The following is a 24,174-nucleotide window of genomic DNA, read 5'->3' as shown; positions in this document are numbered from 1 at the left end:
ACGGAGGGCCTCCTGACTTACTTCAGGTGTTGATCGAGACAATCCACACCTATGTCGGAGGCCCTCTCTTGTTGTCAAATCAACCCCGCGCTGTACTCAACCTCTGTGGTCAGTACACCTAGGGCGTCCCTTCGGGCACGTCCGAGGACCTGTTTCGGTCCTCACGCCCTAAACGGACTTTTACCAACACTCGCCACAAGTTCCTTGAGTGTGCCCACACCGGGGTGATTACTAAGAGTGATCACATTCATCACTCTGTGAGAAGGAACGATGGCGACAACTAGGCCTTGGGCCGTCCTCGGGGTGTGCGCCCTGCTGGTGACGCCCGCCGTACCCGTCCACGCCGACTCAGCCTGGCTGGACCTGGACCTGTCCTCGACCGACCGGATCGGCCTGGCCCTCGACTCCGAGGGCCTCCGGCTGGAACCCGAACACTCCGCGCGCCTGGCGGGCCAGCCTCGAGGGCTCGCCACCTTCCCCGAGCAGCAGCTCGAGGAGACCGACACCGTCGACGTCGACATCACCGGTGAGGCGCTCACGGAGGCGCGGGGTGTACGCGCCGACGGTATGTGGACCGAGTGGCACCCCACCGAGTCCGGCGGCGGCAGGGTGAGCCTGTCCGAACCCGTCAGCGCGGTGCAGCTCCGCGTCGAACTCTCCGATACCGAGGGCTCGGTGACCGGTGCCCGGGTCCGCCCCGTGGAGAGCTCGGCCGCAGAACCGGAAAAGGGGCCGGAGGAGGGAGCGGACCGCGCGGACGACGGCCCGGAACCCGCGGAAGAGGCCGGTGACGACGACATCGAACCGTTCTCCGCGCGGCTCTTCGCGACCCGGATCGGTTTGGTCGGCAACTCGACCGCCAACGGCCACACGGTCCGCCCCGACGACCACTTCGTGGCCCTGCCCTCACGGAGGGGGCTCGCCAACCGGGGCGGCGGCGAGTACACGGTCCGGGTCTGCAGTACCGGTGACCTTGGTCCCGAGGCCAACCGCGACGAGGACCACGTGCAGCGCTGTGCCTACCTTCCGGTCTGGGACGTGGGCCCGTGGAACATCAACGACGACCACTGGAACGACGACCGGGAGGGCTGGGACGGCCTCGACCGCGGCAGGCCGCAGGCGCAGGCCGCCTACACGGAGGGCCACAACAGCGGCTTGGACGGCTCCGGGCGCAGGGTGCAGAACCCCGCCGGGATCGACCTCGCCGACGGCGCCTTCAACCAGGGGCTCCAACTGCCCACCAACGCCTGGGTGCAGGTCGACTACCTCTGGACCGCCCCCTACCTAGCACGCACCGAAGTGGTGACCGAGACCCAGTCCGATCCGGTCATCATCCGCGACGGTCCCGGAAGCAGCCACGCAACCGTGGGCCTGGCCGCCTACAAGGCCAACGTCGACGTCGTCTGCCGGACCCCGGGCGACGAGGCCACGGGTCCTTTCGGCACCACCGACACCTGGTACCGCATCGGAGAGGACCACTACATCCCCGAGGCCTTCACGGATGGGTCCGACGCCCCGGACTGTGACTGACCGGGCGCAGACCGGTGGGATCCGCACCGGCGGGACGCACTCCGCCGGACCCGCTTCCGCCGACCCGCTCCCGGCCCTACGGGCGGGTGCTGATGACCAGGGTCCCCGCCACCCGGTCGTGCAGGGCCCGCTCCTTGGTGTCGCCGAGCATCGCCATCGACTCCGCCCCGGCGAACAGGTGGCCGAGACACGGCAGGGACTGCGGCAGACCGAAGAAGGCCGAGCGCCCCGCCGCCTGGCCCTGGGTGAGGCGGCCGCCGTCCACCGCGCTGACCACCTTGATCCCCACCATCATCTTGCCGAGGGTGCGGCCCCAGGTGATCAGGTAGAGCCAGTCGTAGAAGAACAGGAGCACGCCCCAGCCGAAGAGGAACAGGGAGCCCCAGAGCGCGCCCTCAGCATCGTTGCCGTTGGCGTTGCCGTTGCCGGTAAGGGCCGTCTGGAGGATCACCATAACGACGAAGAAGGCTGTCGCCGCGATGACCGCGAGTACGTAGTCGATGGCGCGGGCGGCGAGCCGGAGGCCGAAACCGGCGGGACGCAGCTCTGGATCCTGCCGGTCCCCCTGCCCTGGAACCCCTTGCCCCGGCATGTGCGGGGCGCCGTGGCCCGGTGGCGGGGGACCGTACGACCACCCGCCGGGCTGCGGCGGCTGGCCGCCCCGGTCGGGCTGCTGGGGGTTCCAGTAAGGCGAGGACATACAGCCGCCAGTTCCTAGAGTCGAGGAGGTCTTTAGGGCGTGCTCGGCGGTCACACGCCCTAGCGAGCGGGGCGAGCCACGCGGGTGGTTTCTCGGGGGACAGAAGGCAGGTTACCCAGGAGCCGGGTGTCCGCCATACCCGGACCTCACCGGGGCCGGCGCTGGGCGCCGCTGCGGTCTGCCCGCGGCGCACCGGCCGCTGCTGGCCGGGCAACCCCGGACACCCGTCCGTCCGGCCCTTCCGGACATAACGAGGGGCGGCCGTAGCCGCCCCTGTGTGCCGTCTGGCATCCGGCCCGTCCGGCACCCGGTCCGTCTGACCCTTGGCCTGCCTGGAACCCGTTCCGTCTGGTACCTGGTCCGACGCGCAGCGGTGTGTCACATACCGCTGTACGGAACCGCCTCGATGATCTCAACGCCGAGGCGCTTGCCATTGGGCAGTTCGTAGCTGACGTTCTCGCCCACCCGCTTGCCGTTGATGGCGGCGCCGAGCGGAGACTTGGGGGAGTACACGTCGATGGGGGAGCCGCTCTCCTCGCGTGAGGCGAGCAGGAAGGTGACCTCCTCCTCGTCACCGTCGAACTTGACGGTGATGGTCATGCCGGGGCCGACCACGCCCTCGGTGCGGGGCGCTTCGCCGACCCGCGCGGTACGCAGGATCTCGGTGAGCTGGAGGATGCGGGCCTCCATCTTGCCCTGTTCCTCCTTGGCGGCGTGGTAGCCACCGTTCTCCTTGAGGTCGCCCTCTTCCCGGGCAGCCTCGATCTTCTCCGCGATCTCGATGCGCCCGGGCCCCGACAGGTGGTCCAGCTCTCCCTTGAGCCGGTCGTACGCCTCCTGGGTGAGCCAGGTGACGTTTTCATCGCGGGTCTGGGTCACGGGAACTCCTTGTGTACTAGTAGCTAAGGCCACCAGGCGGCCAGAGCTGAACTTACGAGAATATCACCGTGTGCGATCGCGCATCCGCCTTCACGTAGAGCTTCCGGCGGCCCCGGTCAGCCGCGGCCGGTCTCTGCACGCTCGGTCGGCGCGTGTTCGCACTCGGTGTTCTCGGGGGTTCCTCTCCTACTCCTGGTTCCAGACAGGGGGAAGGTTCGGTTGATCGGTGTGCCCTGACCGGTCTTGCTTGATCAGTCTTGCGAACCTTGTTCCCTGCATGAGGCCACTTCTACCGTGGAAGCCTGACGAACCGTTTCAACGGATTGGTTGACCGTTCGGTTCCCGCCCTCCACATCGACCCGTTCAGTACCGACCTCGACCATCTGGTTGTCGAGCGCACGGATGAGGCATTCGGCTCCGTCTGGACTGTTCACCTCGAAGGAGATCCGTGCCTCGGTCTCTGAGGGGGCGGAGGCGGTGACCACCTGGTGGTGCACCCCACCCGCGAATCCGCCGTAACTCGACACGGCGTATCCCCACCCGATGGTGACCAGGACCGCGAAGATGGTCCCGACCACGAAGAAGACGGGCCCGTTGCCGTGGCGCTTGCGTAGCGCTGGCGCGGTGTCGGCACTGTTCACGGCATCATCTTCCGAGGTCGCTGACATTGGGAATCTCCGAGCAAGGGGACGGTGTTGTCTAAGATATCCCCGACCTGACAGCCCCCCTACGCGGCCCGCACGTGAGTCGCCCGCGGTCGGCCACGTGAGCCGTCCGAGCTGTGAGACACGCCGCGAAACCGGGGTGGCGGCGGACGGCCGAGCGGACACCTGTGTCCAGTGGTGGCCGTGTCAAGCGGACGGCTGTGCCAAGCGGCCGTCGACCGAGTCAAGGAGAAGCCTTCGTTGTCCGAGCGCCTGCGGCTTATGGCCGTTCATGCCCATCCCGATGACGAGTCCAGCAAGGGCGCGGCCACGATGGCCCGCTACGTGGAGGAGGGCGCGGAAGTGCTGGTCGTCACCATGACCGGTGGCGAACGCGGTGACATTCTCAACCCCGCGATGGAGCGTCCCGAGATCCGCGAGAACATCACGGAGGTCCGTCGCCAGGAGATGGACCGTGCCCGCGAGATCCTCGGCGTGGACCAGGAGTTCGCCGGTTTCGTCGATTCCGGCCTGCCCGAAGGGGACCCCCTGCCGCCCCTGCCCGAGGGCTGCTTCGCGACCCTGCCGGTGGAGGAGGCCGCCGAGCCGCTCGTGGCGGCGATCCGCCGGTTCCGGCCGCACGTCATCCTCACCTATGACGAGAACGGCGGTTACCCGCATCCGGACCACATCATGACCCACAAGGTCTCGATGCACGCCTTCGACGCGGCCGCCGAGCCGGACGCCTACCCCGACTCGGGAGACCCGTGGCAGCCCCTCAAGCTGTACTACTTCGTCTCCTTCCCACCGGAGCGTTTCGAGGCCCTCGCCGAGACCCTCGCCGAGCGCGGCCTGGAGAACCCCTTCGCGGAGTGGATCGACCGGATCAGGAAGCGGGACCGGCCGCGCTGGGAGATCACCACCAGCGTGCACTGCAGTGAGTACTTCGACACGGCGCACGCTGCGCTCAAGGCCCACGCGACCCAGGTGGACCCGAACGGGTTCTGGTTCGCGGTGCCCAACGAGGTCGTGGCGGAGGCCTGGCCGACCGAGGACTACCACCTCGTCCGCTCCATCGTGGACACCGAGGTCCCGGAGAAGGACCTCTTCGCGGGTGTCCGCGAGGCAATGAGAGTATGAGTGGCATGAACACCCTTCTCGTGTCCTCCGCGGTGATCGCCAGCGACTTCGACTTGGACTCCGACACCGTCACCCCTGGTGTGCTGGGCTTTCTCGCCATCTTCGCGATCGGCGTGGCCCTGTACTTCCTGATGCGCAGCCTGCTCGTCAAGCTGCGCGGTGTCTCTGCGCGGGCCGAGGAGCAGGAGGCCGCCGAGGAGGCGGAAGCTCAGGTTGGCGGGGCTGACACGGCTGAGGACGCGGAGTCCTCCGAGAAGGGGGCCGAGGGGGAGGGGACGTCCGGGGCGGACGCCTCCGGCGGCGGATCCGCGGCCGGCAGCGCCGCTGAGGACACCTCCGCGAAGAGCTGAGCGTCGGCGGGAGCCGACCGGGGACCGCCCCGCCGTGTGCTGGCGGGGCGGTCCCTTTGCACGGGCCCTAGGGGTCCCTGAGCATGACACGTGCGGTCAGACGGTTCCGGTCAGGTGGTTCCGGTCACCCCGCCTCCTTCCCTGCCCGCTCTCGGGCACGGAGCAGCCTCCGCTGTGCGCGCCGCCCGGACGCGACCACGAACGCGGTGGCCCACAGGCCGAACCGCGGCGCGGCGTCCGCCAGCCGCGCCTGTAGGCCGCGCCAGCGGGGGAGCGCGGTCACCGGACGGGGACGGTCGAGGACCCTTCCCACCGCGCGCACCACCTCCTCCGGTCGCAACAGTTTGCCGGAGAACGAGAGCGCCGAGCCCGGGTCGTCGACCTTGTCGTGCAGCATCGGGGTCCAGATCCCGTCCGGGCAGACGCACGAGATGTCGATACCGTCGTGCCCGGCCAGCCGCAGGTCCGCGAGGGTGCTCAGACTGAACCCGATGGCGGCGTGCTTGGAAGCGGCGTACACCGCTTCCCCGGGAACGGCGGTGAGCCCGGCCAACGACACGATGTTGACGATGTGCCCGCCGCCCCGTTCGCGCATGGCCCGGATCGCGGCCACCGTTCCGTTGACGGTGCCGAGCGTGTTGACCCCGACCAGCAGTGCGCGGGTCGCCTCGTCCTGGTCCCAGGCGGGGCCGGTCGCCAGGACCCCCGCGTTGTTGACCCACACGTCGAGGCGCCCGGCCCGGGCCACGATCTCGTCGCGGGCCGCTTCGGTCCGGGTTCCGTCCCGGACGTCCACCTGCAGGGCGTGCGCCTTCGGGCCCAGCTCGGCAGCGGTCACCGCTGCGGCCTCCCCGTCCAGGTCGGTGACCAGCACGGTGTATCCGCGTTCGATGAGCAGTTCGGCCATCCCGCGGCCGAGGCCGCGCCCGGCCCCGGTGACCACGGCACCCGCGGGTACCCGTTCCCGGCCGGTCACACGCCTTCCTTTCCGGTCTCCTGGCCCTGGACGCCTTCCGTGCTCCCGCTTCCCCCCTCCGCGGCCAGCCCGCTCCGAAGCCGCCCGTACGAGATGCCCCCGTGCGCGAACGTCGGTACCACTGGCCAGAACCGCTTCCACGGCGCGAGTTCGGTGGAGGGCAGGATCTGCAGCCAGCGCGGGTCCCGTCGGCACGGGTCGGCCAGGATCTTCTCCTTGACCATGGAGTCGTACTGGTCCAGGGAGTCCTCGAGGGTGTTGGAGTTCGGGCAGATCTCCCGGCCGTAGCGCCGGTGGTAGCCGCGCACCCCGGGGATCCTGGACCGCTCCGGCTGCCAGTTGTCCAGGGCGATGCCGTTCTCCGACGAGACCCACACGCCGTCCGGTGTGTTGAGGAGCAGCGAGTGGTTGCCGTCGGTGTGCCCCGGGGTCCACAGCAGGGTGACGCCGGGGCCGAGCTCGACGTCCCCCTCGAAGGTGACCAGCCGCGACCGGTCGACGCCCCGCAGGCCGTCCGCCACGTACCACGCCCACTGCATCGGGTGCAGTGAATCCAGCGTGGCCAGTTCGCGGGAGTGCACCAGCATGCGCGCCGAACCGAACAGCGGCTGACGCGGCTTCGCCTCGCCCTCGATCACCTCGCTCGAACCGAGGATCATCCTGGGGTCCTGGACGTGCAGGTGGTCGAACGTGCAGAAGTCGATGTCGTCGGGGGTGAGCCGGAGCTTGGCCAGGACGTCCTCCGGCTCGTTGTAGTACTTCAGCATGAAGGCCTCGGCGGCGCGGGTGCCGCCGGGAATCCTCCCCATCAGCTCCTGGAGGTGATGGTAGAACGGCGCCTCCGCCGAACCCGCCGGCACGGTCGGCTCGAACACCAGCGTGCGCGGACGGCCGTTCCAGTCGTCGTACTGCACCACGATCATCCGGTTGATCATCGAGATCATCGGCAGGGTCGGCGCCGAGACGGCGTTGTTGAACGCGAACGCGACCGGGTACGGCGCGGCGGCGATGTCCACCGACCGCACCGCGCGCACCGCGCCCTGCTCCTTGAACCGCTTCTTGTACTCCTTGGCCGCCGCACGCACCGCCGCCAGCCGTTCCCCGCGCGGCCAGACGTCGTGCACGCCGTCGAATTCGGGGACCCCGCGTGCCCCGATCTCCGCCAGAGCGCTCTCACCGTGGTGTTCCGCCATCTCGCCGTCCCTTTCCGGTCGTCGGCCGCTCGGACTCCGGCCCCGTTTCCTCGGGGTGTCCGCCGTTGTGGGCACTTTAGGAAGCGAGCGTGACCTGGAACACTCTTTGCCCGGCCGCAGAGTTAACATTTCCGGACAGAGTGGAGGAATTTCGTGCACGAGTGGGATCTGCCGCGCAGTCCGGCCAGCGCACTGCTGCTCGTCCGCCTCGGTGAGGAATACGGCGTGCCCGCGGAAGAGACCCTGCACGGCACCCTGCTCACCGTCGCCGACCTCGCCGACCCCCGGGCCCTGGTGGCCGCAGGGCAGGAGACGTGCGTCGTGCGGAACCTGCTCCGCTCCGTCCCCGGGATCGAGGCCCTGCCCGTCCTTGCCGGGGCGCGCTACCACCTCACCACCCACGGCATCTGGGGCTTCGCCATCGCCAGCAGCCCCACCCTGCGGTCGGCGATCGCTCTCGGGATCCGTTATATCGCCCTGACCTGGGCTTTCTGTGGAATCTCGGTGGAGGAGGACGGACACCGCCTGCGCCTCCTCCTGCACTCCGAGCACCTCCCCTGGGACGTGCGCCGCTTCTACGTCCAACGGGAGCTGGCCTCGATCATCGCTTTCGGCCGTGAACTCGGGATCGAGAGCGACCGGCTGCTCGAGGTCCGCCTGCGCGACCCCCGGCCGACCGACCCGAAGCCCTACGAGAACCTCCTCGGCCCGAGGGTCGGCTTCCGCTCCGGCGAGGACTGCCTGGTGGTCGCCGCCGCCGAGCTGGACCGGCCGCTCCCGCGCGCCGACGCGCACACCGCCGCCCTCGCCGAGGAGCAGTGCCGCCAGCTGTTGGAGGAGAAGTACGGCAGGAGCGGATACGCGGGACTGGTGCGCGGCCACTTGATGTCCGGGCTGCCGGGGGTGGCCGGTATCGAGGACGTGGCGGGCCGGATGCATGTCAGCGCCCGCACCCTGCGCAGGCGCCTCGAGGACGAGGGGACCTCCTACCGCGCCCTTTTGGACGAGGTGCGCGAGCGGCTGGCCGAGGAACTGCTCAGTACCGGGCTCACAGTGGAGGCGGTCGGCCGGCACCTCGGCTACCGGAACACCCCGAGCTTCACGCTCGCCTTCAAACGCTGGAAGGGCGAGGCCCCGAGGGCCTACCTCTCCTCCCGCCGAGCCAGCCGGTGAGGCGCACGAGCGCTGGTTACGGGCCGGTTCGGGCGCGGCAGGGTTCTGGAAGTGCCGGGACTGCTCGGACAAGTACTGCGCGCGCCAGCGCGTCGTTTGAGGGTTGGTGGCGGGAGACGGGCGGGCGGAGGCCTATAGCAAACACAGACGGCTGGCAGAGTGGGGACATGTCCAACCGCTTGAGCGACGCGACCAGCCCGTACCTCCTGCAGCACGCCGAGAACCCCGTGGAGTGGTGGCCCTGGGGTGAGGAGGCCTTCGCGGAGGCCCGCCGCCGCGACGTCCCCGTGCTCATCTCCGTGGGATACGCGGCCTGCCACTGGTGCCACGTCATGGCCCACGAGTCCTTCGAGCACCAGGCGACCGCGAGCGTGATGAACGCCCTGTTCGTCAACGTCAAGGTCGACCGCGAGGAACGCCCCGACGTCGACGCCGTGTACATGGAGGCCACCCAGGCCATGACCGGCCAGGGCGGTTGGCCCATGACGGTGTTCGCCACCCCGGACGGTGCCCCGTTCTACTGCGGTACCTACTTCCCCCGTGACCACTTCCAGCGCCTGCTCGAGGGGGTGGCCACCGCTTGGCGGGACAAGCGCGCTGACCTGCTGGACCAGGGCGACCGGGTGGTGGAGGCGCTCGGGGCCCCGCGCCGCCTGGCCGCGTCCCCGCCCCCCACCGCGGCCGACCTGGACCTGGCAGTCCAAGCGCTGATCCGCGACTACGACGCCGCCAACGGGGGTTACGGCGATGCTCCGAAGTTCCCGCCGTCGATGCTGCTCTCCTTCCTGATGGCGCAGCACGAGCGCACCTTCCCCTTCCAGACCGCTGACGAGCCCACCCCAGCGGCGCTGATGGCGAGCGGAACCGCCGAGGCCATGGCCCGGGGCGGTATCTACGACCAGATCGGCGGCGGTTTCGCGCGCTACTCGGTGGACGCGGAATGGGTGGTTCCGCACTTCGAGAAGATGCTTTACGACAACGCCCTGCTGTTGCGCGCCTACACCCGGATGGCGCGCCAGCCCGCGGGCGGCGACGCTGCGGAGGCCGACGCCCGCGCCCTCCTGCTGCGCGTGGCCCAGGAGACCGGGGACTGGCTGCTCCGGGACCTGCGCACGCCGGAGGGCGGTTTCGCCTCGGCACTGGACGCTGACAGTGAGGGCGAGGAGGGCACGTACTACGTGTGGACACCCGGCCAGCTGCGCGAGGTCCTGGGCGAGGAGGACGGCGCTTGGGCGGCGGAGCTGTTCGGAGTGACCGAAGGCGGCACCTTCGAACGCGGTTCGTCCGTGCTCCAGCTCCGTGCCGACCCCGGCTCCGCCGAGCGCTACGACCGCGTGCGCGCGGCCCTGCTCACCTCCCGGGAGGGCCGGGTCCCGCCAGACCGCGACGACAAGGTCGTCGCGGCGTGGAACGGTCTGGCGATCGCCGCTCTCGCTGAGGCGGGCGCGCTCCTGGAACGCCCCGCCTGGATCACCGCTGCCCGAGAGGCCGCCGACCTGGTCCTGTCCGTGCACCTGCGGGACGGGCGCCTGGTCCGTACTTCGAGGGACGGCCGCCCCGGCCCCAGTGCCGGTGTCCTGGAGGACTACGCGGACCTCGCCGAGGGGTTGTTCGCCCTGCACGGTGTCACCGGTGAGGCCCGCTACGTGCACGAGGCCGGGAAGCTCCTGGACACCGTCCTGGACCACTTCGGTGACGAGGACGGGGGGTTCTTCGACACCGCGGACGATGCCGAGAAGCTGTTCAGCCGCCCCCAGGACCCCACGGACAACGTCACCCCCTCCGGGCGCTTCGCCGCCGCCTCCGCGCTGCTCACGTACGCGGCGCTGACCGGGAGCGAGCGCCACCGCACCGCCGCCGAAGGGGCGCTGGCCGTCGTCCCGCTGCTGGCCGAGAAGGCGCCCCGCTTCGCCGGTTGGGGGATGGCCACCGGTGAGGCTCTGCTCACCGGACCGCGCGCTGTCGCCGTGGTCGGTGAGCCGGGTGCGCCGGAGACCGAGGAGCTGGTTCGGACGGTGCTGCGCTGGGCCCCGCTGGGCACGGTCCTGTCCCGCGGCGACGGCAGCGACAGCGGGGGAGTGCCCCTGCTGGAGCAGCGCACCGCCGTGGAGGGGAAGGCGACGGCCTATGTGTGTGAGGGTTTCGTCTGCCAGCTCCCGGTCACCACTCCGGAAGCCCTGAAGTCCCAACTGTCCCAGGGGTAGTTCACCCCCGCAGTTTCTCCCACGATGCGCAACCAAGGGGGGTTTGCTGTCGGGTGGGGGCTCCGTGGGTGGGGCTTGGGGTGGCTCGTTTTTGTTGTTGGGTGTGGGTGGTCCCCCACCCACAGGGCTCGACCCACGGAGATCCCTTGAATCCAACCACTGCTAGTGGAGTTCGACTTCGTCGATGATCTTGTCGACCATGTCGGGTCGGTAGTCGGGCTGGCGGATCTCCAGGTACACCGTGGTGGCGGTGCCGGGCGGCTGCATGGCGACGGTGGTGAGGGACCCGTTGTCATTGCACTCGGGCCACTCCCAGGCCAGGCCTTCCCACCCGTCCAACCTGACCTCGCGTTCCTCCGGGGCGCCCGCGCAGGGGTCGGTGTCGGCAACCTTGCCCAGGCTGGGGGAGCCGGGCATCACCGTGGCGTACACCCCGTACGCGGGTTTCTCGGTCTCATGCCAGTCGTCGGCGTCGGTGGCCGCGAGCAGCCCCGGGCCTGCCCCGGCGTCCATCGCGGCCGGTCGGGCGTCGAGGTCGGTGTGGAACTCTTGGGCCCACGCCGACGGGACGTCGACGTGCACGTCCTGGGCGGCGTGCCTGACCGTGGTCAGGGACATACCGGGCTCGCCGAAGGAGGCGGTCATCCCGACCGCGAGGAGCACGCAGGTCAGGACGATGGCCCCGGTGCGCTGCCACGGCATCCTGAACCGGTGCCACCATGGGGTCGCCTCGGACAGGTTGGGCGCCATACGGATGGCCCGGACCCGGTCGGTGAAGGTCTTGGCGTCGCCGGGTCGGCTCTCCCGGTCCACGGAAAGCGCGGACAGGATCAGCTCGTCGAGCGCGGGCGGCAAACCTGGCCGGATCCGGCCAGGTGCGACCCGGACCGGGGGGCGTGCCGGGGGGCGGCCGGTGATGAGTTCGTAGGCGACCGCGCCCAGCGAGTACACGTCCGAGCGAACGTCCAGGTCACCGCCGGGCATGCTCTGTTCGGGGGACATGTAGCCGGGGGTTCCGGCGGCGGCGGTGAAGCCGGAGGCCTCGTCGATCGCCTTGGCGAAACCGAGGTCGGCGACCAGGACGCGCTGGCCGACCGGGGAGGACTGGAGGAGCACGTTCGACGGTTTGATGTCCCGGTGGATCGTGCCGTGCCCGTGCAGCACGGTGATGCCCTGGCCGATCTCCGTGAGCAGGCGGAGTGCCTCGTCCAAGGGCAGCTGGCCGCGCTGGATGAGGTCGGTGACGCTGCCTTGGTCGGCGTAGGTCATCACCATGTACGGACGCCCGTCGGGCAGCACGTCCACGTCGTGCACCGCCACCAGCCATGTGGAGTCGGTCTGGCGCAGGATGCGTGCCTCCTCCAGGAACCGGTGCTGGATGTCCATCTGGTGCGCCCAGTTCTCGGCGAGTACCTTGATGGCGACCGGGTAGTTGAGCAGATCGTCCTGCGCCAGCCAGACTGTGGCGAAGGAACCGGAACCCAGGCGCCGGATGACGCGGTAACGTCCGAAAGCCTCCGGTTGGCTCATTTCCGCCTCGGTCTGTTGGGGGTAAATACGCGTTCGTTGCCCACTAATACACCATCTGCGCCCTCACGTTGGCTTCCGTGGATATGATCCCCTCCCCGGGTAGCGCTGACGCCTTCGGGGCATGGAAACTGGTGGTGCCCCTTCCAGGGAGGAAGCCTTCCAGGGAGGAGGGCCCCTTTGGGTGGGGAGCCCGTTCGGGTTCTGTGCGCCATGTGAATGGCGGATCGGAGAATGTGGAGTTGGTCGGAGCCGGACGGGACCCGTAGACGTCCAATTGACGTGTGACCCTCTACAAGGCGGGTGTAGGTGCCCCACGACGCGGGCTGCCCGCACGCACTACAAAGAGGGCGCTCGCGCGTCCTAATGGACGGTGGGCGCGAAAGCGTCCTGCAAGGTGGACGTGGAAGTGTCCGTATGGACGGCCGGACGTCTGACACAAGCCAGGAAGAGATCAGCCATGAGCAGTAGTGATCACGCAGAACGCGGGGAGACCCCCGCCCCCCGCCGCCGGGTGGCGAGCAATGTCGACGAGGAGCTGGAGGAGCTCGCGCTCCGCGCCAGGGACGGCGACGCGGTCGCGCTGGACGACCTGCTGCGCCGTATCCAGCCCGAGGTGCTGCGCCGCTGCGCCCGGTTCCTCCCCTACCGCCAGGACGCCGAGGAGGCCTGCCAGGACGCGCTCCTGCGTGTGGCCCGCAAGATCGACAGCTTCAAGGGCGACTCCCTCTTCACCACGTGGCTGTACACCGTGGTGTCCAACTCCGCCCGGCAGACCTACCGTTCCATGAAGCGCCGCTCCAACGAGTTCCCCACCGAGGCCGAGCGGATGCCGCACCAGCGGGACCCGCGCACGACCAGCGTCATCGCCGGTTCGCGGATCGACTTGCTGGAGGCGCTCGAGCAGTTGGAGAAGGACCGCCCCAACCTGGTCGCTCCGCTGGTCCTGCGGGACCTGTGCCAGATGGACTACAACGAGATCGCCGCTGAGCTGGATCTCGCTCTCGGCACCGTGAAGTCCCGCATCCACCAGGGCCGCAAGCACGTGCGAAAGTCGTTGGCCGTGACGTAGTGTCCCCGGGCGAACTACTCTGGAAGTATCCCCGTCGGCACATCCGCCACAGGAGTGCGCCGTCTTTCGATCCAGCTCTGAGAGGTTCCGCCAATGGGGCTCCGTAACCCCCTGTACTGGCTGTACGAAAGGCGTCTCGAGCGCCGGCTGACCAGCCAGGAGATTCCTCGCCACGTCGGTGTCGCGATGGACGGCAACCGGCGGTGGGCGAAGAGCAGCGGTCTTCCAGGAGCCGAGCAAGGTCACCAGGCCGGCGCGAACAAGATCTTCGAGGTGCTCGGCTGGTGCAACGAGGTCGGTGTGCAGGTCGTCACCCTGTGGTTGCTGTCCACCGACAACCTCACGCGCGACGAGACCGAGCTCGGCCCCCTGGTGCGCATCATCGAGGAGACCATCGCGCGGTTGCGCCAGGAGGGTTGGAACACACGGCCCGTCGGCGCGCTCGACGTTCTGCCCGATTCGACCGCTCGTGCCCTGAAAGAGGCGGAAGAGGCCACATCCGGCAATCCGGGTCTGGTTGTCAACGTCGCTGTCGGGTATGGGGGTAGACGTGAGATCGCTGATGCGGTTCGGTCCCTCCTGCACGAGGAGGCGGCCAAGGGCACCGAGATCCAGGAGCTGGCAGAGCGCCTGGATATCGAGGATATCGCCCAGCATCTCTACACGCGCGGACAGCCCGACCCCGATCTGCTCATCCGTACCTCGGGGGAGCAGCGTCTCTCGGGCTTCATGCTGTGGCAGAGCGTGCATTCGGAGTTCTACTTCTGCGAGGTCTACTGGCCTGCCTTCCGCAGAGTGGACTTCCTGCGTGCGCTGCGTGCCTACGGTGCGCGCAACCGGCGCTTCGGCTCCTGACCCCCGCTCCTCTCTCCCTTCCCGCACCCGTCCCGTGTGGCGGTCCGTGTCTGTCGACGGTCCGCCCGTAACGCGGAGTTCACCGGGTGCTGGGTTCGGGCACTGGAAAACGGGCTCTCGGGCGCGTAGCGTCGGAGCCAGCGGGTGGTGTACGTCCACCCGTTCGGGAGGCCCCGTCTCATTGATCTTCTCCGCGCTCGCGGGTTGTCGAAGAGGAGGGCCGGACCCGGCCCTCGTGGGCCTGGTCCCGGTCCTCCAAGATCCCGTGACAGCAGGGTGCCCCAGCGGCACCCAAGGGGAGAACGAGTGGCTAGTTCCTCGATCGATCGCCGTGACATCCAGCCCCCCACCGCCCCCGGCGCGGAGGTAGGAGAGGGCTCGAGCGTCTACGTGCTCGACACCAGCGTCCTGCTCGCCGACCCGATGGCCATGACCCGGTTCGCCGAGCACCAGGTCATCATTCCCGTGGTGGTGATCACCGAGCTGGAGAGCAAGAGGCACCACCCGGAACTCGGGTACTTCGCTCGTAACGCGCTGCGCCGTCTGGACGACCTCCGGGTCGCACACGGCCGCCTGGACGTCGCCGTACCGGTGAACGAGCAGGGCGGCACGCTGAGGGTGGAGCTCAACCACAGCGACCCGACGATCCTCCCGGCGGGCTTTCGGCTCGGCGACAACGACACCCGGATCCTGACGGTGGCCCGCAACCTCCAGGAGGGATGCGAGGAGGAAGACGCGGTCGTCCTGGTGAGCAAGGATCTGCCGATGCGGATCAAGGCCTCGTCGATCGGCCTCTCGGCGGACGAGTACCGGGCCGAGCTCGCCATCGAACACGGGTGGACCGGGATGGCGGAGCTCGACGTCCCCGCCCACAACATCGGCGAGCTGTTCTCCGCCGGTGAGAGCGAGATCGAGGAGGCCAGGGACCTGCCCTGCCACACCGGTCTGGTGCTGGTCTCCGACCAGGGCAAGGCCCTGGGCCGGGTCCAGGCGGACAAGTCCGTGAAGGTGGTGCGCGGAGACCGGGACGTGTTCGGTCTGAAGGGGCGCAGCGCCGAGCAGCGCGTCGCCCTGGACCTGCTCACCGACCCCGAGGTCGGCATCGTCTCCCTTGGCGGCCGCGCCGGTACCGGCAAGTCCGCGCTGGCGCTCTGCGCCGGCCTGGAGGCCGTTCTGGAGAGGGCCCAGCACCGCAAGGTGATGGTCTTCCGGCCGCTGTACGCGGTGGGCGGTCAGGAGCTCGGCTACCTGCCCGGGACCGAGAACGACAAGATGACGCCCTGGGGCCAGGCGGTGCACGACACCCTGTCCGCGGTGACCAACGAGGACGTCATCGAGGAGATCGCGGACCGGGGGATGCTCGAGGTCCTGCCCCTCACACACATCCGTGGCCGTTCGCTGCACGACGCCTTCGTGATCGTCGACGAGGCCCAGTCCCTGGAGCGCGGCGTGCTGCTGACCGTGCTGTCCCGCCTGGGCGAGAACTCGCGGGTGGTCCTCACGCACGACATCGGCCAGCGGGACAACCTCCGGGTGGGCCGCCACGACGGGGTCGTCGCGGTGATCGAGAAGCTCAAGGGGCACCCCCTCTTCTCGCACGTCACCCTGAACCGGTCCGAGCGTTCGCCCATCGCGGCCCTGGTCACCGAGATGCTGGAGAACTGACCCGCACGCCCTCCCGCACGCCCGCGCCCTCCCGGCCGCTCGGCCGGGAGGGCGCTCGTGTTCGCGGACGCGGTCGCCGTATTCGGTCAGTGCATCGTGGCGACGAACTTCCCGGCCCGGCGCAGGCGCTCGAGGCTGGCCTCGTACCGGGCCCCGATGACCAGCAGCACCACACCGACGACCGCGAAGGGCAGCCAGTTGGGCAGCAACAGGGTGAGGTCCCACAGGGGCGGCCCGAAGGCGCGCAGCGAGGTGACGAGCAGGGCCGCGCCACCGATGACCAGCACCGCCTGGAGGCGCTGGCGCAGGCCCCACACCGTGATGGCCAGGCCGACGGCGAGCACGGCGGGGACGCGCCAGGCCATGTCGTCGGTCATGAGCACGAGCCACACGGTGGGCCCGAGCAGCAGCGCCAGTCCGCCGCCGTAGGCGAGCCAGCTCGACGGGGTCTCGACGGCCTTGCGCGACCACTCCCAGCCGATCACCAGGAAGGCGATCGCGGGCGGTGCCGTGTAGGCCTCGGGGACGGTCACGTTCCAGGACGCGAGAGCGGTCCACAGGGCGCAGAACATCAGCACGCCGCCGACGACCGAGAGCGCTTCGCGGTGGGGCCGCACCCCGCTGGCCAGGCTCACCACGCCGACCACGGCCAGGGCGACCGCGACCAGTTCCAGGCGGGCCCCCGCCATCACCGTGAGCATGAGGGCTATGGCCGCCCAGAACGCCGCGGGGATCTCTGTGGCCTCCAGGAGTGGGCTGCTCAGGCGCGGGGCGACCGCAGCCACGGCGGCTACCACGGCGATGGGGCCGAAGGCCGCGTACTCGGTCGGGGCGTTCAGGGCCAGCAGCAGGGTGAGGGCGAAGCCGCCCGTGGCCGTCGTGGCCGTCGCGGTGGAGGCCACCGCGGCGAACCGGGTGCGGCCCATGGCGGTGACGACCGACGCGGTCACCGCGGCCACCAGCAGGACCCCCACGGTGCTGTAGCGCTCCGAGAGCGCCCAGCTCAGCGCGAGCAGCATCGTGGCCAGACCGGTCAGCCACGGCATCCAGGAGAATCGGCCGTCGCGGACCAGCGCGGCCCCGGTCAGGAGCAGGGCACCCACAGCCAAGGTCCACACCATGGCCGAGAGGAAGGGCGCACCCACAGCCACCGGCAGCGGCACGAGGGTCAGCGGTGTAACCAGAGCGAGGGCAGGGACCGACTTTTCGCGGTCCAGGAGCCACACGGCGCCCAGGGCCAGCACCCCGGCGACGAGGAGGCCGATGGGGACGGTCACCGCGCTGAGGGTGTCGGGCGGCCCTTGGATCCCGATGAACGTGTGCGCGGGGTCCAGGAGCGCCTCGAGCGGAGCCGCGTAGGTGCCGTGCGTCCAAGAGAAGAAGGACAGCGCCGGGATCCCGCGCGGGCCCACCACCAGCGGGGCGACGGCCAGCAGGAGCAGCCCCAACACGCTGTACGGGAGCGGTGCGGCCGGCGGGGCCGAGCCGGTTGCTTCCGCCGGCTCAGCCGCAGCTGAGTGCTCAGCGGCCTCCGCCGGCCCACCCGGTGCGCTCGGCCTCTCGCGTTCCGTGCGGCCGACGACCAGTGCGGCCGCGCCGAGGAGCAGGGTGATCCCGCCGAGGAGCCACCAAGGGGTGTGGCCCTGGTCGGGGGTCCCGAGGGTCGCGGTGGCGACCAGCGCGGCGAACCCGGCGATGAAGACCCCGGACCCCGTGAAGACCGTCAGCCCGTACACGAGCCGGGCTTCGGTACCGGGCTCCTTGCGGTGGTGGGCCAGGGTGGAGAGCAGGACAGCGGTGGCGGTCAGGAGCAGTGCTATCAGGGTGAGGTGTTGCTGCGGCAGCGCCCAGATCAGGGCGAGCGCCATGGTGGCCAGTCCGGTCAGGCCGGGTAGCCAGCCGACGGTGGACGGCAGGCGGGTGACCCACAGGAACAGGGCGGCACCGATCAGGAGCGTCCACAGGACCGCCACGGAGAACGGCGCGCCCAGCAGTACCGGCAGCGGCACCAGGGTGAGCGGGGCGACCAGCGCGAGGCCGGGCACGGACAGCCCGCGGTCCAGCAGCCACACGGTTCCCAGGGCTAGCGCTCCGGCGACCACGATCCCGAGGGCGACGCCGATCGCGCTCGCGGTGTCCGCCGGGACCGGGATGCCGACCAGCCCGTGCGCGGGGTCCCACAGGACCGACGCCGGCGCTGCGAACCCGGTGTGCTCCGAGGAGGCAACGGGTGCGGGAAGGCCGCGTCCGACCACGGCCGGGGCGACCGCCAGCAGGAGTAGGCCCATCATGCTGAACGGGCCCGGTACGCCCGCCGCGGCCTGGTCCTTCGGCTCGGGTGCCTTCATGCGGTCCGCGTGGCCGAGGACCAGCGCGGTCGCGCCGAGCAGGAGCGTGATGGCGCCGAGCAGCCACCACGGCACCTGGCCCGCGGCCCCGAGCGTCGCGGAGGCGATCAGGGAGGTGAAGCCGAAGGCGAGGGTCGCGCCCCACACGGTGCCCGTCAGCCCGTACACGAGCTGTGCCTTCGACTCCTCGGCGGCGGGGGAGAGGCGGCGGTGGGCCAAGGCGGAGAGCAGGACAGCGGTGGCGGTCAGGAGCAGTGCTATCAGGGTGAGGTGCTGTTGCGGCAGCGCCCAGGACAGGGCGAGCAGCATGGTGGCCAGTCCGGTCAGGCCGGATAGCCAGCCGACGCTGTACGGCAGGCGGGTGACCCGCAGGAACAGGGCGGCGCCCACCAAGAGGGTCCACACGACCGCGGCGGCGAGCGGTGCGCCCAGCAGTACCGGCAGCGGCACCAGGACGGGCGGCACGGTCAGGGCCAGCCCGGCAGGCAGCCAGTGGCGCTCGGTCAGAGCCACGACGCCCAACGCCAGAGCACCCACGAGAAGGAGTGCGAGGGAGTAGCCCACGGCGGAGAGGAAGTCGGTCTGCGCCGGAAGGCCGAGCGCGGAGTGCGCCGGGGCCCACATCGCCTCCGCCGGAGCCGACCAGGACTCCTGTGCGGAGAACAGGGTGAGCGCCGGCGTGCGTGCGGGCAGGGCCAGCAGCGGTGCGATCGGGAGCAGAAGCAGCCCCACCAGGGTGAACAGCGCACCCAGGTCGGTGGGCCCGGAGCGCTCTTCGGTGGCTCCGTTCCCGGCGGCCCCGTGCGCTCCTGCGGCGCCGTGCCTCTTGGCGGGGTCGGGCAGGGAGGACGGGGTCGGCACCCGGCTCAGCAACAGGGCGGTCGCCCCGCTCAGCAGCACGACGGCGGTCAGCATCCACCACTGGGCCTGGACGGTGCCCTCCCCACCCCGGTTGACGGCCAGGAAGAAGGCACCGACGAGCAGGGCCAGGCCCCACAGGAGGGCGCTGCCCATGTACAGGACTGCGGCCCGGTCGCCCGGCCGCGGGCGTCGGCCCGGGACCGCGAACCGGCGCGCCCCGGCCGCGCAGACCACCGCGGCAACGGCCAGGAACAGCAGGGCGGCGAGGGTCGTGTACCGCTCGGGCAGCGCCCAGGCCAGTCCGGTCACGAGGGTCAGCGCTCCGGTGATCACCGGGACCGCGCTCAGGCGGCCGGGCAGGAGCGCGGAGCCCAGGACGAGTCCGCCGCCGACCACCAGGGCCGTCCCGACCGCCACCGTCTGCGGCAGGCCGAGGAGCAGCGGGACGGCCAGGAGCGTGACCGGTGCGAGGAAGGCCAGCGTGGCGGGCAGGGCGGAGCGGCGCAGCAGCAGGACCGCGCCCGCGGCCAGCCCGGCCGCGACCAGGACCCCGGCCAGGAAGGCGAGGTTCTGCGGCGGCTGGGTGGCCGTCTGCTCCAGGCCCATCAGCTCCATGGCGGGGGCGGTCATCTCCGCCGGGGCGTGGCCCCACAGCGACGCCAAGCGGGGGAGCACGGGCAGGTGCGCAGGGCCCGCGACCAGCGGCATCAGCGCCAGGGCACAGAGCCCGACGGCCGTGTATCCGGTGAAGTACTCGGAGGAGGCCGTCGCGGGGCGCCGCCAGCGGTCCAAAAGCAGGCCGGCCACCCCGGCGAGGAGGAGGACGGCGGCCAGCGCCCACCGGTCGTCGGGCATGCGTCCGGTGGAGCCGAAGTCGGCGAACACCGCCACGGCGGTGCCGCCGAGTGCGAGCGCACCGAGGACGAGTGCGGAGGCGTGCAGGGTCCGGACGGGTCCGTCCACCCGCATGAGGCCGAGGCGGCGCACGACCAGGACGTCGGCGAGCGCGGTGGCGGCGAGCACGGGCAGCAGCCACAGGGGGGAGCCGTCGGTGGGGAGCGAGATGACCAGTAGCAGCGGGATCGGCTGCGTGAACAGGGCCGCCAGGACCCAGGGCGAGCGCAGCGGCACCAGTGCCGGATAGATCACCAGGAGCGCGCTCATCACCGCGAGGGCCGCGGCGGTGTACCCGGGGCCGTTGGTGATCTGGTCGGCCAGGAGCCACAGTGCGAGAGCGTCCACGCAGAGCAGCCCGGCGGCCAGTGCCCCGAAGGTCTCGGCAGTGGCGTTCAGACCGCGCTTGTACAGCGGGTGGGCCAGCCCGGCGAAGGCCAGGGTGGTGGCGCCGAGCACGGCGGTGCGCGCACCGGTGCTCATGTCGCTCCACGTCCAGATGGCGAAGACCAGGGCGGCGATGCCGACGAGGAGGCCGCCGAGGCCGAGGATGATGTTCTGGGCTGAGCGGCCGCTGACCTCGCCGCCCGGTCCGGTGGAGGCGGGGTGACCGGTCTGGTGCGCGGTTCCGTGCGCGGCCGCGGGGGTCGGCTCGGCCGCGGGGGTGGGGAGCGCCGGTTCGGGCGCGGGGGACTCGGCGGGAGCTTCGGCGGGGGACTCCGCGGGTGCCGGGACGGCGGCGGCCGGGGCCGCTTCGGGGGCGGCTTGCTGGGTCGCGCCGCGGGCCGCCTGTGGTGCCGCCTCAGAGGCGGACTGGGGAGATGCGTCCCGGGGCTGGGCCGGGGAGCGCCGCATCTCGGACTCCCAGCGCAGCCGGGCCAGGACGCCGGGGCGTTCCAGGACCAGGGTCTGCTCGCGTTCGCGCAGGGAGGTCAGCTCGGTGTCGATCCACCACAGGCGGTGCGCGGTGGGGCCACTGAGACTGAGGCCGCAGGTCGGGCACATGTACACGGCGTCGGCCAGCGAAGCACTGCAGTCGGGGCAGTGGCGCGGCGCTCCCGGCGGAGGCGGTGGCAGTCCTTGGGCGTTCATGGTGGCCATGCTCCTCGCGGCGGCCGCGGGGCACATCGGTACGGATACTCAGACGGCCCCTGTGCGCACTACTCAGGGATGACTCCTCGGAAAGTGTCGCGCCGGTTCGGACGGCGCCGTCCCGGTGAGGTGGGTCTCGATTCGGCCCCCGCGAGACGATCACCACAGGCCTGCCCGATTGACTCGGTCTTGACTCTTCGTGTTGAAGGGCAGGTCACAGGCCTGGCATAGGGGCACATTCCGTGATGTGAGTCAGGACACAGTAAAACTGGCGTTACTTTGCCGTGACGGTGGTGCAGGCTGAGGTCGCTGCACAGTGAATCCCCCTCCCGCGTGGGAGCCCCACCCCGTGGTCGGTCGCACGGCGAATCCGTCCCCATCACGGCAGGTCAGCGGGCCACGCGGTCCAACAGCGGCGAACCACACCACGCGAACGTCCCCGAGGTCACGCGTGTGCCGACGTGAAAGGGCGATTTTGCTACTCAACCGGATCTCACTGCGCCAGATGAGCGCGGTCGGAGCCGCCGCGCTGGTCGCGGGCGGCATGTTCAGCGTCTCGGCCTTCGCCGAGACCGACGAACTCGACCCGCGGCAGGCCGCTTCCGAGGCAAGCGTTCCCGAACAGCCCGAGGAGCCGGCCGAGGACTTCTTCGCCGCATCGCCCGACTCCGACGAAGCCGAGCGCGACAACCAGCGCGAGGCGACCCGGGACGAGGTGCAGGCCGCGGCCGACGAGGCCGTCCAAGCCGCCAGCGGCACCGGGGCGGAGATCCAGGAGCCGGAACCCGAGCCCGAAGCGGAGGAGACCCCCTCCGGCGGCTCCTCCGACGAGTCTTCCGGGGCCGCTTCGGTCCCCTCCGGTTCGGCCAAGGACATCGCTCTCCAGATGGTGCTGGACGAGGGCTGGGGTGCCGACGAGTTCCACAGCTGCCTCGAGCCCCTGTGGGAGAAGGAGAGCAACTGGGACCACACGGCCGAGAACCCCAGTTCCGGTGCGTACGGCATCCCGCAGTCCCTGCCCGGCAACAAGATGGCCAGCGAGGGCGACGACTGGCAGACCAACCCGGCCACCCAGATCGCCTGGGGCCTCAGCTACATCAAGGACCGCTACGGAAATCCGTGCGGCGCATGGTCCCACTCACAGGCCAACAACTGGTATTAATAGGTTTTTCCCTGCCCTAAACCCCCTTTTGGGAAAGGCAATCGTGCTACTCAACCGAATGTCGCTGCGGAGTACCGCGGCCGTCGGTGCGGCGACCCTGGTCGCCGGCGCGACGTTCGCCGTCTCCGCCTTCGCGGACGACGGTGTGGACCCGGACGTGGCCGCCAGCGCCGCTGTGCCGCAGTCCGACGAACCCGCGGCCGACACCGACGAAACCCAAGACGAGGAGTTCTTCGCGTCCTCGGAGCAGCTGTCCGAGGACGACCTCCGGGCCCTGCGCGAGGACGCGCAGGACCAGCGTGACGCTGCCAGCGGCGAAGGGGTGCTCAGCACCCAGGCCACCGGCAGTGACATCGAGGAGGAGGAAGAAGAGGAGGAGGAAGCCGAGGAGACGCCCGAGTTCACGGGCGACCCCAAGGGCATCGCCCGCGAGATGGTGTCCGCGGAGGGCTGGGGCGACAACGAGTTCGACAGCTGCCTCGAGCCCCTGTGGGAGCGGGAGAGCAACTGGGACCACACGGCCGAGAACCCCAGTTCCGGTGCGTACGGCATCCCGCAGTCCCTGCCCGGCAACAAGATGGCCAGCGAGGGCGACGACTGGCAGACCAACCCGGCCACCCAGATCGCCTGGGGCATCGGTTACATCAAGGACCGCTACGGCACTCCTTGTGAGGCCTGGGCCCACTCCGAGTCCGTCGGCTGGTACTAGGGCCGCCTGAGACTCTACGGCCGCCAAGGCCCCCAAATCTGCTGCGGCCTCCCGAAGCCGCCAAGGCCGCTGGGGCCGCCGAAGGTCGACCAAGGTCCCAGGGCCACGAGAACGGCCCCACGCACGCGTGGGGCCGTTTCCTTGTACGCGGTTCCTTGTACGCGGGCCGGAGGGGCGTCAGCCGAGGGGCTCGAAGGTCTCGATGACGTCCTCGTGGATGTCGTCGTAGTCACCGGCCTCCTCGCGGGGCACGTTCACGTTCACCAGGTAGAACTGCCGGTGGTCGCCCCGCTCCGCGATCACCGCGTAGACCCAGAACGTGCGCTCCTGGTTGGCCCAGCTGGTGTTCACGAGGTCGGCCTCGACCATCGCCACGTCCAGCCCTTCGAGACCGGTGTCGAAGTCGTCCCGGTCGAAGTCCTCCTCGTCCTCGACCACGTAGCCGCTGGTGGCGTCGCCGTCGATGTCGGTGCCGCCGTCGGTCTGCTCCAGGAACTCGGCGGCGGTGCCGGTGTGCTGGGTCTCCTCCCAGCTCTCCACCGTGATCTGGTGCTCCATGCCCGGGGCGACGAAGGTGACGAAGGCGTCGTCTTCGCTGTCGTCCACGGTCCAGCCGCCCGGATAGTCCATCGAGAACCAGTCGGACGTGAACGGCTGCAGGTCGTCATCGTCGTACTCGGGCGGGACGCCGTCGACCTGGGCGTCCTCGTCCCGGTCACCGCCGCCCGGCTCCTGGTCCCGCTCCTGACCGCGTTCCTGGCCCTGGTCGGCGCGCTGGTCGGTGTCCGAGCCGCTCCCGGAGTTCAGCGACACCATGACCACGATCGCCCCGACGACCAGAATCGCCAGCGCGGTCGCGCCGAGCGCCACCATGGACTTCCCGGAGCCCCCGCGCCGCTTCGGACCCTCGGGGCCGCCGGCTGCGTACATCCCGCCGCCGGGGCCGCCGTAGTGCCCCTGTCCGTACTCCGGACCGTGCCCGTAGTCGTGCTGGCCGGGATAGGGGCCCTGGCCGTAGTAACCGCCACCGCCGTGCCCGCCCGGGTGCGGCGTCTGCGGGCCGCTGGCGTACTGCTGTGCCGGGTATCCGCCGCTGCCGTGGCCGTGCGCCGGGTAGCCGCCGCTGTGGCCTCCACGGGCCTCCTGGGGGCCGCTGTCGGTCAGTCCGCCCGCCGCCGCTGCGCCCAGGGCGCCGCCGAC

17 protein-coding genes and 1 pseudogene are annotated in these 24,174 nt (G+C 70.4%); 10 read left to right on the top strand and 8 right to left on the bottom strand.

All coding sequences use genetic code 11. The features are described from left to right. The first annotated feature begins 270 nt into the window (after nucleotides 1-270). Entirely contained in the window at nucleotides 271-1,530 is a 1,260-nt protein-coding gene (locus ACYVD1_RS31415; protein WP_460778114.1) for a hypothetical protein, read from the top strand. Nucleotides 1,531-1,606: 76 nt separating this feature from the next. Here ACYVD1_RS31415 and ACYVD1_RS31410 read toward each other — a convergent pair whose 3' ends face one another. The 3 genes from ACYVD1_RS31410 to ACYVD1_RS31400 form a co-directional block, all read right to left on the bottom strand. Beyond that, the gene (locus ACYVD1_RS31410; RefSeq protein WP_460778113.1) at nucleotides 1,607-2,230 is read right to left on the bottom strand and encodes an RDD family protein; all 624 of its coding nucleotides are present in this window, start codon (nucleotides 2,228-2,230) and stop codon (nucleotides 1,607-1,609) included. Between the two features lie 378 nt (nucleotides 2,231-2,608). Beyond that, nucleotides 2,609-3,109 (bottom strand): transcription elongation factor GreA, encoded by a 501-nt coding sequence (gene greA / locus ACYVD1_RS31405; RefSeq protein WP_460778112.1) that lies wholly within the window; start codon nucleotides 3,107-3,109, stop codon nucleotides 2,609-2,611. A gap of 251 nt (nucleotides 3,110-3,360) precedes the next feature. Next, a complete protein-coding gene (locus ACYVD1_RS31400; protein WP_460778111.1) occupies nucleotides 3,361-3,777 on the bottom strand; it encodes a DUF4307 domain-containing protein in 417 nt (138 codons plus the stop codon). A 237-nt stretch (nucleotides 3,778-4,014) separates the two neighbouring features. On the opposite strand from ACYVD1_RS31400, the gene mca reads away from it, so the two are divergent. Both mca and ACYVD1_RS31390 read left to right on the top strand, forming a co-directional pair. Further along, nucleotides 4,015-4,893, top strand: a complete 879-nt coding sequence (mca, locus tag ACYVD1_RS31395; RefSeq protein ID WP_460778110.1) for a mycothiol conjugate amidase Mca — start codon at nucleotides 4,015-4,017, stop codon at nucleotides 4,891-4,893. Nucleotides 4,894-4,898: 5 nt separating this feature from the next. Beyond that, the gene (locus ACYVD1_RS31390) at nucleotides 4,899-5,243 is read left to right on the top strand and encodes a hypothetical protein (protein WP_460778109.1); all 345 of its coding nucleotides are present in this window, start codon (nucleotides 4,899-4,901) and stop codon (nucleotides 5,241-5,243) included. A 124-nt stretch (nucleotides 5,244-5,367) separates the two neighbouring features. Here the strand turns inward: ACYVD1_RS31390 and ACYVD1_RS31385 are convergent, their stop codons facing one another. Both ACYVD1_RS31385 and ACYVD1_RS31380 read right to left on the bottom strand, forming a co-directional pair. Further along, nucleotides 5,368-6,219, bottom strand: coding sequence for an SDR family oxidoreductase (locus ACYVD1_RS31385; protein WP_460778108.1), 852 nt, complete (start codon nucleotides 6,217-6,219; stop codon nucleotides 5,368-5,370). Then, the gene (locus ACYVD1_RS31380; RefSeq protein WP_460778107.1) at nucleotides 6,216-7,412 is read right to left on the bottom strand and encodes an MBL fold metallo-hydrolase; all 1,197 of its coding nucleotides are present in this window, start codon (nucleotides 7,410-7,412) and stop codon (nucleotides 6,216-6,218) included. Before ACYVD1_RS31380 ends, ACYVD1_RS31385 begins: the two co-directional genes overlap by 4 nt. Nucleotides 7,413-7,565: 153 nt before the next feature. On the opposite strand from ACYVD1_RS31380, the gene ACYVD1_RS31375 reads away from it, so the two are divergent. Then, nucleotides 7,566-8,585: an AraC family transcriptional regulator gene (locus ACYVD1_RS31375; protein WP_460778106.1), complete on the top strand. Its 1,020-nt coding sequence runs from the start codon at nucleotides 7,566-7,568 to the stop codon at nucleotides 8,583-8,585. Nucleotides 8,586-8,752: 167 nt separating this feature from the next. After that, nucleotides 8,753-10,789: a thioredoxin domain-containing protein gene (locus ACYVD1_RS31370; protein ID WP_460778105.1), complete on the top strand. Its 2,037-nt coding sequence runs from the start codon at nucleotides 8,753-8,755 to the stop codon at nucleotides 10,787-10,789. 162 nt (nucleotides 10,790-10,951) lie between these two features. Here the strand turns inward: ACYVD1_RS31370 and ACYVD1_RS31365 are convergent, their stop codons facing one another. Continuing rightward, nucleotides 10,952-12,319, bottom strand: a complete 1,368-nt coding sequence (locus tag ACYVD1_RS31365; RefSeq protein ID WP_460778104.1) for a serine/threonine-protein kinase — start codon at nucleotides 12,317-12,319, stop codon at nucleotides 10,952-10,954. A gap of 457 nt (nucleotides 12,320-12,776) precedes the next feature. Between ACYVD1_RS31365 and ACYVD1_RS31360 the strand changes: the two genes are divergently transcribed. The 3 genes from ACYVD1_RS31360 to ACYVD1_RS31350 all read left to right on the top strand — a co-directional run bounded on the left by ACYVD1_RS31360 (nucleotide 12,777) and on the right by ACYVD1_RS31350 (nucleotide 15,908). Further along, nucleotides 12,777-13,388: an RNA polymerase sigma factor gene (locus ACYVD1_RS31360; RefSeq protein WP_460745729.1), complete on the top strand. Its 612-nt coding sequence runs from the start codon at nucleotides 12,777-12,779 to the stop codon at nucleotides 13,386-13,388. Nucleotides 13,389-13,481: 93 nt separating this feature from the next. After that, the gene (locus ACYVD1_RS31355) at nucleotides 13,482-14,243 is read left to right on the top strand and encodes an isoprenyl transferase (protein ID WP_460778103.1); all 762 of its coding nucleotides are present in this window, start codon (nucleotides 13,482-13,484) and stop codon (nucleotides 14,241-14,243) included. A 306-nt stretch (nucleotides 14,244-14,549) separates the two neighbouring features. Continuing rightward, on the top strand, nucleotides 14,550-15,908 hold the full coding sequence (locus tag ACYVD1_RS31350) for a PhoH family protein (protein WP_460778102.1): 1,359 nt from the start codon (nucleotides 14,550-14,552) through the stop codon (nucleotides 15,906-15,908). Between the two features lie 86 nt (nucleotides 15,909-15,994). On the opposite strand, the gene ACYVD1_RS31345 is transcribed toward ACYVD1_RS31350, so the two are convergent. Further along, entirely contained in the window at nucleotides 15,995-21,112 is a 5,118-nt protein-coding gene (locus ACYVD1_RS31345) for an SCO7613 C-terminal domain-containing membrane protein (protein WP_460778101.1), read from the bottom strand. 466 nt (nucleotides 21,113-21,578) lie between these two features. On the opposite strand from ACYVD1_RS31345, the gene ACYVD1_RS31340 reads away from it, so the two are divergent. Then, the gene (locus ACYVD1_RS31340; RefSeq protein WP_460778115.1) at nucleotides 21,579-22,265 is read left to right on the top strand and encodes an aggregation-promoting factor C-terminal-like domain-containing protein; all 687 of its coding nucleotides are present in this window, start codon (nucleotides 21,579-21,581) and stop codon (nucleotides 22,263-22,265) included. A 58-nt stretch (nucleotides 22,266-22,323) separates the two neighbouring features. Next, nucleotides 22,324-22,974 carry an aggregation-promoting factor C-terminal-like domain-containing protein gene (locus ACYVD1_RS31335; protein ID WP_460778100.1) on the top strand — a complete coding sequence of 217 codons (651 nt, stop codon included), beginning with the start codon at nucleotides 22,324-22,326 and terminating at the stop codon, nucleotides 22,972-22,974. Between the two features lie 177 nt (nucleotides 22,975-23,151). Here ACYVD1_RS31335 and ACYVD1_RS31330 read toward each other — a convergent pair. After that, nucleotides 23,152-24,174: pseudogene (locus ACYVD1_RS31330) on the bottom strand (serine/threonine protein kinase); the annotation flags it as partial.

Source organism: Nocardiopsis nanhaiensis (assembly GCF_054778635.1).
The sequence above is the reverse complement of the archived record's forward strand: the minus strand, read 5'-3'. Positions and strand labels throughout refer to the sequence as shown.